This is a genomic window from Micropruina sp., from assembly GCF_027492755.1.
In the GTDB taxonomy this organism is placed as follows: Bacteria; Actinomycetota; Actinomycetes; order Propionibacteriales; family Propionibacteriaceae; genus Micropruina.
In genome coordinates this window covers 1-11,348 of sequence record NZ_JAPUED010000123.1, presented here as the reverse complement: position 1 = coordinate 11,348, position 11,348 = coordinate 1, and the positions used below count along the sequence as shown (strand labels likewise).

Annotated in this window: 11 protein-coding genes and 1 tRNA gene; 4 read left to right on the top strand and 8 right to left on the bottom strand. The window is 67.8% G+C overall.

Annotation, left to right across the window (positions count from 1 at the left end; translation table 11 throughout):
• Nucleotides 1–118: 118 nt before the first annotated feature.
• The 3 genes from Q0066_RS08815 to Q0066_RS08805 form a co-directional block, all read right to left on the bottom strand.
• Nucleotides 119–207 (bottom strand) — tRNA-Ser (locus Q0066_RS08815).
• 95 nt (nucleotides 208–302) lie between these two features.
• Nucleotides 303–734, bottom strand: coding sequence for a nucleoside deaminase (locus tag Q0066_RS08810; protein WP_298132086.1), 432 nt, complete (start codon nucleotides 732–734; stop codon nucleotides 303–305).
• Between the two features lie 22 nt (nucleotides 735–756).
• Nucleotides 757–1,386: a tRNA adenosine deaminase-associated protein gene (locus tag Q0066_RS08805; RefSeq protein ID WP_298132085.1), complete on the bottom strand. Its 630-nt coding sequence runs from the start codon at nucleotides 1,384–1,386 to the stop codon at nucleotides 757–759.
• 74 nt (nucleotides 1,387–1,460) lie between these two features.
• On the opposite strand from Q0066_RS08805, the gene upp reads away from it, so the two are divergent.
• Both upp and Q0066_RS08795 read left to right on the top strand, forming a co-directional pair.
• Nucleotides 1,461–2,102 carry a uracil phosphoribosyltransferase gene (upp, locus tag Q0066_RS08800; RefSeq protein ID WP_298132083.1) on the top strand — a complete coding sequence of 214 codons (642 nt, stop codon included), beginning with the start codon at nucleotides 1,461–1,463 and terminating at the stop codon, nucleotides 2,100–2,102.
• Nucleotides 2,103–2,129: 27 nt separating this feature from the next.
• The gene (locus Q0066_RS08795; protein WP_298132081.1) at nucleotides 2,130–3,161 is read left to right on the top strand and encodes a beta-propeller fold lactonase family protein; all 1,032 of its coding nucleotides are present in this window, start codon (nucleotides 2,130–2,132) and stop codon (nucleotides 3,159–3,161) included.
• Nucleotides 3,162–3,169: 8 nt separating this feature from the next.
• On the opposite strand, the gene Q0066_RS08790 is transcribed toward Q0066_RS08795, so the two are convergent.
• From Q0066_RS08790 to fumC, 5 genes are all read right to left on the bottom strand, one after another.
• Nucleotides 3,170–4,402: a hypothetical protein gene (locus Q0066_RS08790; protein WP_298132079.1), complete on the bottom strand. Its 1,233-nt coding sequence runs from the start codon at nucleotides 4,400–4,402 to the stop codon at nucleotides 3,170–3,172.
• A gap of 18 nt (nucleotides 4,403–4,420) precedes the next feature.
• Complete coding sequence (locus Q0066_RS08785) at nucleotides 4,421–5,167, bottom strand: alpha/beta hydrolase-fold protein (RefSeq protein WP_298132077.1); 747 nt, start codon at nucleotides 5,165–5,167, stop codon at nucleotides 4,421–4,423.
• The gene (locus Q0066_RS08780; RefSeq protein ID WP_298132075.1) at nucleotides 5,167–6,210 is read right to left on the bottom strand and encodes an alpha/beta hydrolase-fold protein; all 1,044 of its coding nucleotides are present in this window, start codon (nucleotides 6,208–6,210) and stop codon (nucleotides 5,167–5,169) included. Before Q0066_RS08780 ends, Q0066_RS08785 begins: the two co-directional genes overlap by 1 nt.
• Before the next feature lie 20 nt (nucleotides 6,211–6,230).
• Nucleotides 6,231–7,157 carry a dihydropteroate synthase gene (gene folP, locus Q0066_RS08775; protein ID WP_298132073.1) on the bottom strand — a complete coding sequence of 309 codons (927 nt, stop codon included), beginning with the start codon at nucleotides 7,155–7,157 and terminating at the stop codon, nucleotides 6,231–6,233.
• Nucleotides 7,158–7,398: 241 nt separating this feature from the next.
• Nucleotides 7,399–8,799 (bottom strand): class II fumarate hydratase, encoded by a 1,401-nt coding sequence (fumC, locus tag Q0066_RS08770; RefSeq protein ID WP_298132089.1) that lies wholly within the window; start codon nucleotides 8,797–8,799, stop codon nucleotides 7,399–7,401.
• A gap of 177 nt (nucleotides 8,800–8,976) precedes the next feature.
• Here fumC and Q0066_RS08765 point away from each other — a divergent pair, with 177 nt between their 5' ends.
• Together Q0066_RS08765 and Q0066_RS08760 are read left to right on the top strand one after the other, a co-directional pair.
• On the top strand, nucleotides 8,977–9,927 hold the full coding sequence (locus Q0066_RS08765) for a cation diffusion facilitator family transporter (RefSeq protein ID WP_298132069.1): 951 nt from the start codon (nucleotides 8,977–8,979) through the stop codon (nucleotides 9,925–9,927).
• Between the two features lie 216 nt (nucleotides 9,928–10,143).
• Nucleotides 10,144–11,325 carry a Fic family protein gene (locus tag Q0066_RS08760; RefSeq protein WP_298132087.1) on the top strand — a complete coding sequence of 394 codons (1,182 nt, stop codon included), beginning with the start codon at nucleotides 10,144–10,146 and terminating at the stop codon, nucleotides 11,323–11,325.
• Nucleotides 11,326–11,348: the final 23 nt, after the last annotated feature.

Genomic DNA, 11,348 nt, shown 5'->3' with positions numbered 1-11,348 from the left:
GATGTCGACATTGCGGCGGCGGCACTTGGCCGGGCAGCGACCTAGCCTGCCCAGAGACACACCCAGACACACACAACCAAAGACGCCGCTCCACCTCACGGGTGGAGCGGCGTCCGGTTGGCGGTGGCGGTGGGATTTGAACCCACGGTGGGCAGGACCCACACACGCTTTCGAGGCGTGCTCCTTAGGCCGCTCGGACACGCCACCGTCGGTGATTCTATCGGCGATGTCTGCGTTCGTGCCAAATCAGGTCTCGACAAGCTCGACCAGCGAGAGAGAACGAGCTCGACCGACGAAGGCGGTCACCGCCGGCCCTCGAAGAACTCCCGCAACTGCGCGCCGCAGACGTCCGCGTCGATGCCGCCGACCACCTCGACGCGGTGGTTCAGCCGGGGATCGCGCACCACGTCGAAAATCGACGCCACCGCACCGGCCTTGGCGTCCCAGGCGCCGATCACCAACCGTTCGACGCGGGCCAGCACCAGCGCGCCGGCGCACATCGTGCAGGGCTCCAGGGTGACCACCAGGGTGTGGCCGTCCAGTCGCCACTCACCCCGTGCCGCGGCGGCCCGCCGCAGCGCCAGCACCTCGGCGTGGGCGGTGGGGTCGCCGGTCAGCTCGCGTTCGTTGTGCGCCTGCGCGACCAGCCGGCCGGCCGGGTCGAGCAGCACCGCCCCGACCGGCACGTCACCGTGTGCGGGCGCCAAGGCCGCTTCTGCGCGGGCCTGCGCCATCGGCGCGAGCCAGCGGTTCACCTCACAGGCCGAACGCCGCCTGCACCGCCTTGCGGTACTGGGGCAGGAACTTCAGCTTCTTCACGATCCGCTCGACCAACACGTCCGAATCGTCGTCGGAGTCGCACAGCGCCTCGATCTCGAAATCGGGAATGCCGACGTCGGCGAGGATGTCGAGATCGCCGATCGGGCCGGCGTCCTCGTCGTCCTCGGGCAGCTCGGAACCCAGGAAGTCGGCCACGTCGCGGGCGATCGGCCAGTCGGTGGCTGCGAGCTCGTCGGACAGCAGCACCTGGACGCGCTTGCCGCGCACCCGGACGATGACGAAGAACTCCGACGCGATCGAAACCAGCCCGACCGCGCCGCCGTCACCCGGCACCCGGCGCAGCTGGTTGATCAACTCATCGAGGTCGTTCGCCAACTCGATGCCCAGCGCGACGGCGACCGGCAGGCCGTCCTCGCGATAGAGCCCCACCACCAGGTCGATGTCGTCCTCGGTGGCGTCCTCGGGGTAGTCGTCCTCGTCCTCTGCGTCGTCGTCATCGAGCAGGTCGCCCAGCAACTCCACCGCCGGCTCGAGGTCGTCGAGCCCGGGACGGTCGTCACCGCGATCCGCGTACTCCTCGTCGGAGGTGTCGGTGTACCTGCTCATCACCACTCCCTTGTCCTGGACGCCCATCGTTTCACGCCCGCCCCAAGCACGCACACTTGTGCAAAGGTTCGGATGTGGAACTGCGTGCACTCGATCATCCGTTGGTCTCCCACAAGGTGACGCTGCTTCGCAGCGTGGAGACCGGCTCACCGGTGTTTCGTCAACTGGTGGAGGAACTGGTCACCTTGCTCGCCTACGAGGCGACCCGTGAAGTCCGGGTCGAGACCTGCGAGGTCACGACACCGATCACCGTCACCACCGGCACCAAACTCTCTCGCCCACGGCCGCTGGTGGTGCCGATCCTGCGCGCCGGTCTCGGCATGCTCGACGGCATGATGCGGCTGATGCCGACCGCCGAGGTCGGTTTCGTCGGCATGGTGCGCGACGAAGAAACCCTGGAGCCGTTCACCTACGCGGAACGGTTGCCGCAGGACCTCTCCGGACGCCAGTGCTACGTGCTCGATCCGATGCTGGCCACCGGCGGCTCGCTGGCCGGCTGCGTGAAGTTCCTGGTCGACAGGGGCGCCGACCACATCACCTGCCTCTGCCTGCTGGCCGCACCCGAGGGCATCGCGAAGATGCGTGAGCTCGTCGATCCGATCGGCGTGCCCACCACTTTGGTGGTCGCGGCGGTGGACGAACGGCTCAACGAGCACGGCTACATCGTTCCGGGTTTGGGCGACGCCGGGGATCGGCTCTACGGCCTGGCCCAATAAGCCTGATCGGGCCAATAGGATGCTGTCATGTCCGGTTCCTGGCTCGTCCTGGTCGCCAATTCCGGCGACGGCACCATCAGTTCATTTCGGCTGATCGACGGCCGGTTGCAGCGTGTGGCGGTCAACAGCGGCGTGCCCGGCTGTTCCACCTTCGTGGTCGACGCCCGGCGCAACCTGCTCTACGCCTCGGTCAAGGGGGATGATCCGGGCATCACCACCCTCGCCCTGGATCATTCGTCGGGACGGCTCACCGCCCGTTCCCATGTGTCGCTGCCCGACGGCGCGATGAACTATCTGTCGTTGACCCGGAACGGCTCCGCCCTGCTGGGTGCCTGCTACGGCGGCGGTTATGGCATCACCTGCGCCGTGCACGACGGCGAGGTGAGCGACCCGATCGCCAGGGTCGAGTATCCGAACCTGCATTCGGTGCGGGCCAGCGCCGACGGCCGGTTCGCCTACTTCGTCTCGCTGGGCGCCGACCTGGTCGCCCAGTACTCGATCGATCCGTGGCTCAACCTGCGGCCGTTGACGCCGGCGACCGTCGCCGCGCCGTCCGGTTCGGGGCCGCGGCACCTGGTGCTGAACGCTGCCCAGGACGCGCTCTACGTGCTCACCGAGTTCTCGGGAGAAGTGCTGCGCTACCGGCGTGACAGCTACTTCGGCAGCCTCACCCCCAGTGGCCGGACGACGGCGCACGACCCGTCGAAGGGGCTCGGTCACAGCGAGTTCGGCGCCGATCCGCGGGCGAACCACTTCATCTGGGGCGCCGACCTGCACTTCTCCGACCCGGAGCACCTGTGGTGCTCGGAACGCACCGAGAGCACCCTGGGTGCGGTCGGTGTGGGCGCCGACGGTTCGCTGACCGCGCCGTCCGGCTTCACCGTCACCGAGACGCAGCCGCGCGGCTTCGCGGTCTCACCCGACGGGCGCTACCTGGTGTGCGCGGGCGAGCTTTCCACCCACGTGTCGCTGTACCGCGTCCGGGGTGGCGAGCTGGAACTGCTGGACCGTGCCGAGACCGGCGCCAAGGCGAACTGGGTGTGGTTCCTGGCGGCCTGAGAACGGCGCTAGTCCTGCTCGTCGGCCCAGGCCTTGGTCAGGCCGCGGAAGTGGCCCAGGAACCGGTCGTGCTCGTGCGGCGGATAGGTGGCCCGGACGGTGTCCACCAACAAAGCGTCGAACTCGGCTGAGCGCACCCAGTCGAGCACGGCTGCGTCCAGATGGCCGAGGTGCTCATCGCAGAACTCCCAGTACGCGTCGGACTCGAAGTAGGCGTCGGCCAGCTCCAGATAGCCCTCGAGCTTCGCCTGGTAGGACAGCGACGGGTCGTCGGCGATCTCGAAGAACCGCTCGGTGTGCAGGTCGATGGCACCTTTGCGGTCGGTGACCAGGCAGTACACACTCCATCGGACGAGCGCCTTGATCGCCCACGGGAAGTAGTAGTGCAGCGAGGTGACGGCGACGTCCGGGCAAGCGTTGGCGTAGTCGATCGGGTACACCTCGTCGCCGGCGACCAGCATCTCGGCCGAGTTGAACTCCCAGGCGAAGAAGGCGTTCACGATCCGGCTGATCGCCGCGGTCTCCCAGCCGGCCTGGGTCGACAGGAAGCCGTGCGAGACGTGGTAGCGGTTGTGCATCGGCTGCTCGGGACGGAAATCCATCACCATCGTCTCGGGGCCGATCGAGAGTGCCCGGGCGAAGACGTCGTAGTCGACGGTCGCCTGCAGGTGCATCAGCATCTCACCGGACGCGTCATAGGCCCGGCGCAGGTCGTCGGGGTTGTCGATCCGCGAGACGCCACGCCAGCCACCGCCGTCGAACGGCTTCATGTACAGCGGGTAGCCCAGGTCGGCCGCGATCGCCTCCAGGTCGAACGGCTGGTTGTACTTCGCCGCCGTGTAGGCCCACCGGACGTTGTCGACCGGATTCTTGTACGGCACCAGCACGGTCTTGGGCACCTTGAGGCCGAGCCGCAGCATGGCGCAGTAGGCGGAGTGCTTCTCCATCGACTGGAAGGTGAACGGGCTGTTCAACAGGTAGGTCCCGTTGACCATCGCCGCCTTCTTCAGCCATTCCCGCGGGTGGTAGTACCAGTGCGCCAGCCGGTCGATGACCAGCGGCGTCCGGACCGGATCGGTCAGGTCGAACGGTTCGATGGTAAGCCGCTCGGCGCCCACCGTGTGGGTGACACCGTCCACGGTGATCGGGCCGACCATGTCCAGAATCGCCCCGAACGCCCGCGGCCAGTCCTCCTCGGCGCCGAGCAGGAGACCGATCTGATGATGCCGGTTGGTGGTCATGACGCGACGATAGCGATCTCAGCAGAAACGCGGCAGATGGTGCGCGATCTGTCTTTGCCACCAGTACCAATCGTGCGAGACGTCGTTGCCCCACAGGTCGAGTTCATGGTTGATGCCCTTCTCGGCGAGCAGGTGCGCCATGTGCTGGGTGGACGGCAGCGCACCGGTCGGGTAGGTCTCCCAGGCCCCGTTCCCGGCGACCAGGACGGCGTACAGCCGGGACCGCAGCCAATCCAGGTGCTCGCCGCCCAGGTTGGGCACATAGCTGGTCGGGTTGGCGAAGTAGGCGGCGTCACCCCGCTCGCCCCAGGCGTGCCAGCTGGACGGGTCGTAGTTGCCGGAGAGGCAGATCGCGACCGGGAACAGGTCGGCCCGGGTGAGCGCGAACTGCAGCGCGTGGTAGGCGCCGAGCGAGCAGCCGGTGACGATCGCGTCGGACGTCCCGGGCGAGTCGCTGCCGATGAAGCCGGCCACCTGATTGGTGATCCAGGACGCGTAGGCGCCATGTCTTCTGGCCCGCTCCTCGAGTGAGAGCCAGCGATCCGACCAGGTCTGGGCGTCGAAGGAGTCGACGCAGTACAGCTTGATCCGGCCGGCGTCGATCAGCGGGGCGACGGCGTCCACCATGCCGTTGTTCTCGTAGTCCCAGGCGCGTCCGGCCTCGGAGGGGAAGACCAGCACGGGGCGTCCGAAGTGGCCGTAGCGGATCACCGTGCCGGTGCGGTCGAAGCCGGGGGCGTCCAAGTCGATGTGGAAGCGGTCCATCAGGTCCAGGCCCTTCTCAGTAGGCGGGTCAGATGCGGGTCGAGCAGGTCGCGCCAGGTCGTCCAGGTGTGGCCATCGGGGACCTCACCCCATTCGATGTCGCCGCCGCGGGCGGCTAGGTGCGCGGCGAGGGCGCGGTTGTTGGTGATGTTCTCCTCTTCGGAGCCGCACACGATGGTGGTCGGAATCCGCTCGGGGGGCTCCGCCCGGTTGAGCGTCGAGGTGAATCCGGTGACGGACGCCCAGTGCGAGTAGCCGGCCTCCTGCGGGTCGAGTTCAGGGGTGAAGAACGATCCCGACTGCAGGAACAGGCCGGCGAAGCTGCCCGGGTAGCGTCGGGCGGCGTAGAGGGCGGCAAGCGCACCGAGGCTTTGGCCCATCAGCACCGGTTTGCCGCTGGTTGCCACCTGCTGCGCAAGGGTGGGGATGACCTGCGTGACGAGGGCTTTCGCGTAGTGCGGGTTGGCCGCGTAGCGCGCATCCCGGTGCGGCCCGGGATCGAGCAGGAGCACTCGCAGCGGCGTGATCGCGGTGCTCGCAACGGACGCGGCGAGGAAGTCGGTGAGTCGTCCGTAGCGGGCCATCTGGGTGCCGTCGTGGCAGATCAGCAGCGGGAGCTCGGTGTCGTCGCGGGCGTCGGAGGGGGTCCAGAGCGCACCGCAGAGCTGGCCGTCGGTGGTGCTCATCTCCCAGTGCTGGCTACGGGTTTCAATGCGGGGGGCGGTGAGCCAGCCGGGCTCGCGGTAGCCGGGCATCGGCAGCCAGGAGTTCTCACCGAACACACCTTCGATCCGCAGCGGGTTGGTCGGGTCGGCGATGGTGACCGTGTCGTCGCCGAGCGCGAGCTTGAAGAGGTACTCGATGCGGTGGGCGCCGGTGCGAGGAATGCTCAACTCCCAGCCGTCTTCGGTTCTCTCGAAGTCCTTCCGGGCGACCGGCACCTCCGACCAGAGTTGCACACCGGTGATGGCAGGGTCGATGTCGGGCAGCCGGAAGACCACGCGATCGGTCGCGATCGTGGTCTCCTGGGTCGGGGTGGGCACCGACTGAGGGTATCCGCTGCTCACCCTCGACGAACCCCGCGGACGTTCACCGCAGCCGGCCGGTCACCCCGGATGGACGCCACCATGTCGACCACCCGCCGAGTGGCCCGGACGTCGTGGGCGCGGAAGCAGACCGTGCCCAGCCAGGCCGCCACCGCCGTGGCCGCCAGGGTTCCCTCCAGCCGGTCGTCGACCGCCAGGTCGAGGGTCTCCCCGACGAAGTCTTTACGGGAGAGCGCCTGCAGGACGGGGAATCCGAGGCTCGCGATCTGGGCGGTGGCCCGCAGCGTGCGCAGCGAGTGCCGGGTGGTCTTGCCGAAGTCGAGGGTGGGGTCGATCAGGATCGCGTTGGCTGGTACCCCCGCTTCGCGGGCGCGATTCGCACCGTGCGTGAGAACGTCGAGGACGTCGGCGACCACGTCGTCCGGGTCGTCGTGGGAGCCGTAGCGGACGCCGTCCGGATCGGTGCGCGGAGCGGCACCGCCGGTGTGCGACACGACATAGCCGGCCTTCAGCTTCGCGGCGACATGGACGAGTTCGGGATCAGCTCCCTGCCAGGTGTCGTTGACCAGGTCGATCCGGACGCCGGCGCACGCTCTGGCCACCTCGGAACGCCAGGTGTCGAGACTGAGCAGCAGGTCCGGATGCGCCTCGCGGACGGCTTCCAGAAACGGCAGCACTCGCTCGATCTCCTCGTCCGCCTCCACCCAGTCGCCCTGCTGTCCGGCCCGGACGCCCCCCACGTCCACGATGTCGACGCCGTCCGCCACCATCGCCGCCACGGCGTCCAACCCCGCCTCGATCGACGGATACCGGGCCGACGAGTAGAACGAGTCCGGCGTCCGATTCACGATCCCCATCACCGCCGGATTCGCCGCGGTGAAACTACGACCCCGCAACGTCAGCGGCGTCGGTTCGACCAGCAGAACGGGATCGACAACAGTCACGGGTTCAGAGTGCCACTCACCGCCGAGCTCACGACAAGGTGACCAGCCCGCCAACTCTGGACGACGCACACCCGGGGACGGTTCTTCGAGATGCGATTTTCGAATGCCCGGGGACGGTTCTTCGAAGTGCGATTTTCGAATGCCCGGGGACGGTTCTTCGAAGTGCGATTTTCGAACGAGAAAGAACCGTCCCCCGATGTTCGAGCACGGCATCGCTCGACCGACGATGATCAGCGCTTGCCTAAGCCGACGGGTGCGTCATGTCTCCCGGAACCACCCAGGCGTCGAACTCCTCGCCGGTCAGATCTCCTGACGCCAGTGCAGCCTCGCGCAGGGTGATTCCCTGCTTGTGCGCCTTCTTGGCCATGGCGGCGGCCTTGTCGTAGCCGATGTGCCGGTTCAGCGCGGTGACCACCATCAGGTTCGAGGCGAGGTTGGCCGAGATCCGCTCCCGGTTGGGTTCGATGCCCTCGGCGCAGTGTTCGCGGAACGAGCGGCAGCCGTCGGCCAGCAGCCGGATCGACTCCAGCACCGCGTGCGCCATCACCGGCTTGTAGACGTTCAGCTGGAAGTTGCCCTGGCTACCGGCGAAGCCGACGGTCACGTCGTTGCCGAACACCCGGGTGGCGACCATGGTGATCGCCTCGCACTGGGTCGGGTTCACCTTGCCCGGCATGATCGACGAGCCCGGCTCGTTCTCGGGAATGATCAGTTCACCGATCCCGTTGCGCGGCCCGGACGCGTACCAGCGCACGTCGTTGGCGATCTTCATCAGCGCCCCGGCCAGCACCCGCAGCGCGCCGCTCACACCGACCAGCGCGTCGTGCGCCGACAGCGCCGCGAACAGGTTGTCGGCCTGGGTGAACTCGAGCCCGGTCTCGTCCGAGATCCGCTTGGCGGCCAGCGCACCGAAATCGGGATGCGCGTTCAGCCCAGTGCCGACGGCGGTGCCGCCGATCGCCAGCCCACGCGCCCGGACGTCCGCCTCGCGCACACCTTCCAGCGCGAAGTCGATCTGCGCCACCCAACTGCCGATCACCTGGCCGAGCCGGATCGGGGTGGCGTCCTGGAGATGCGTCCGGCCGACCATGATCACGTCCTCGTACTCGGACGCCTTGGCCGCCAGCACGTCGCGCAGCTCGGTCACCGGCGCATACAGCCGCTCGTTGAGCTCGCACACCACGGCGATGTGCATCGCGGTCGGAAAGGTGTCGTTGGAGGACTGCCCGCGATTCACGTGATCGTTGGGGTGCACCGGCTTCTTCGACCCCATCTCGCCGCCGGCCAACTCGATCGCACGGTTCGAGATCACCTCGTTGGCGTTCATGTTCGACTGCGTCCCCGAACCGGTCTGGAACACCACCAGCGGGAAATGCTCGTCCAGTGTGCCGGCGATCACCTCGTCCGCCGCTTTCACGACCAGCTCAGCGAGATCGGACGGCAACTGCCCCAGTTCAGCGTTCGCCTCGGCGGCGGCCTTCTTCAGCACACCCAGCGCCCGGATCATCGGCCGTCCCCAGACGAAGGTGTCCCGGCCGATGTCGAAGTTGCCCAGGCTGCGCTGCGTCTGAGCCCCCCAGTAGCGGTCGGCGGCGACCTCGATGGTGCCCATGCTGTCGGATTCGATGCGCGTGCTCATGATGCTGAGGATATTGCGCCCGGCTGGGCTGCGCAGGCGAGAAGCGAGGACGGCCGGAACCATGTCCGACCGCCCTCGCAAGCCAACCCTGACTGGCGCTCCCCCGATGCGCACAACCCCCCGTGGGTCAAGGAGACACTAGCTGTTCCCTGCGACATAGGACCGTGCGCACAATTGCGTATGCCTGAGCAGCGCCAAGGCGGCGAAAGCCTGTTGACCGTCATCGTCGCCTTCGCGGCCAATCTGTTGATCGCGGTGGCCAAGAGCATCGCCGCCTCGATCACCGGATCCGCGTCCCTGGTCGCCGAGGCGGCGCACTCGTGGGCCGACACCGGCAACGAGATCTTCCTGCTGGTCGCCGAGCGCCGCGCCGGGCGTCCGCGTGACGACAGCCACCCGTTCGGCTACGGACGCGAGGCGTACGTCTGGTCGATGTTCGCCGCGTTCGGCCTGTTCACGGTGGGCGCCGTGGTGTCGATCGCGCACGGCATCCAACAGCTCGGTGCCACCGACAGCGGCCATGAGAACTACCTGATCGGCTACATCGTGCTGGCCATCTCGTTCGCCCTCGAGGGCACCTCGTTCCTGCGGGCACTGCGGCAGACCCGCGGCGAGGCCGGACGGCTCGGCCTTCGCCCGCTGCGCTACATCGCCCGGACGTCGAACCCGACCTTGCGCGCGGTGTTCGTCGAGGACGCCGCCGCACTGATCGGCCTGATCATCGCCGCGGTCGGCATGGGCCTGCACCAGGCGACCGGCGACGCGATCTACGACGCCGTCGGCTCCATCGGAGTCGGCGTGCTGCTGGGTGTGATCGCGATCTTCCTGATCGGCCGCAACCGCGAGTTCCTGGTCGGTCAGGTGGTTCGTCCCGAGCTGCGCAACGAGGTGCTGGTCCGGCTGCTCGCCCTTCCCGAGATCGAGGCGGTCACCTTCCTGCACCTGGAATATGTCGGCCCTGGCCGGATCTTCCTGGTCGCCTCGGTCGATCTCACCGGCGACCGGAGCGAACACCTGCTGGCGCAGCGACACCAGACGATCGAGGACCGGCTGGAAGCCCAGCCGATGATCGAACGGGCACTGCTCACCCTGCCCGCGCCGGGAGCTCAGCCGTTGCGCCCGGACGCGTAGCGAACATCGCTGATCCTTCGATCGCTCCACCTTCTGTTAAAGTTTAGATATCTATCATTTGGCAGATGCCGGATGGAGGAAGGGAAACCACGGATGGGCGCATGGGAGGACGCGCACTGGGAGTCCGCGGTCGAGTCCTACGTCCCGAGGCATGAGCGACGCTCGGGCAGCTATCGGCGGTATGTGCCCGACTGCCTCGACGGGATCAGCTTGGCCGTGGACGGCACACTCTCACGGCACGTCGCGCTCGTCGAACGGAGCGTGCGCGCACTCAACGGCCCGGGCGCCGAAGGGTTGGCCGGCATCGCCCGTTTCCTGCTTCGCTCCGAAGCCATCGCCAGCTCGCGGATCGAGGGAATCACCCCTTCCGCGCAGCAGGTAGCACTCGCCGAACTCGGTCAGTCCGAGTCGGTTCGCGGCGTCAGTGAGCAGGCAAGGCTGGTCGCCAACAACATGACGGTGGTGCGAGAGGCCACCACGGCCCTCGTCGAGGCCGATCAGTTGCGCGTTGCCGACATCGTCGAACTCCACCGCTCACTACTGCCCGATGAGCCTCGCCATCACGGCCTGCGCACGGTACAGAACTGGATCGGCACGTCGAGTTGGACGCCCATCGGCGCCGCCTATGTACCCCCGGCGCCGGAGCGAGTCCCGCAGTTGATGGAGGATCTCGTCCGCTACCTGAACGGGGCCGCGCATGCGCCGCTGATTCAGGCAGCCATGGTCCACGCCCAGTTCGAGACCATCCATCCCTTCACCGATGGGAACGGCCGCGTCGGACGAGCTCTCATTCACACCGCGCTGGCTCGGCGCGGACTCACCGATCGTGCGGTGCTGCCGATCAGCCTCGTGCTGGCAACTCTGCGCGATCGGTACGTCACCGGCCTGACCTCGTTCCGAGACGCGTCGCCCGTTGGGAGTGTGGAGGCCAGCGCCGCCAAGGGCGAATGGCTAGCCATGTTCGTGGAAGCAGCAGCCATCGCGGTGGAACAGTCAGAAGCGCTGGCGGCGGCCATCGGTGAGCTTCACGGCAGCTGGGTGAACCGCCTGGCCAGCCATCGTGCGGCACGTGGTCTGAGGCCGGCCCCGCGCGCAGGGTCGGCGGGCGCGCAGCTATTGAGTCGGCTGCCGGAGGCTCCGGTGGTCACCGCCACCACGCTGGCCAGCATCCTGGACGTGTCGTTCCCGGCGGCAAGCTCGGCCCTGGACGAGTTGAAGGGCGCCGGCATCCTCGCCACGAAAACGATCGAACGCGGCGCCACGGCCTACATCGCCCGGGAAGTGCTCGATCTCATCACCATGTCCGAGCGCGCGCTGGCCAGCACCCACTTCGACACTCGCATCTCGCCACCCAACCGCGGCGTCCCTACGGCGCCAGCCCCGCGACCGCCGGCTTGAAGCCGAGTCGCCGGTTCTCGCAA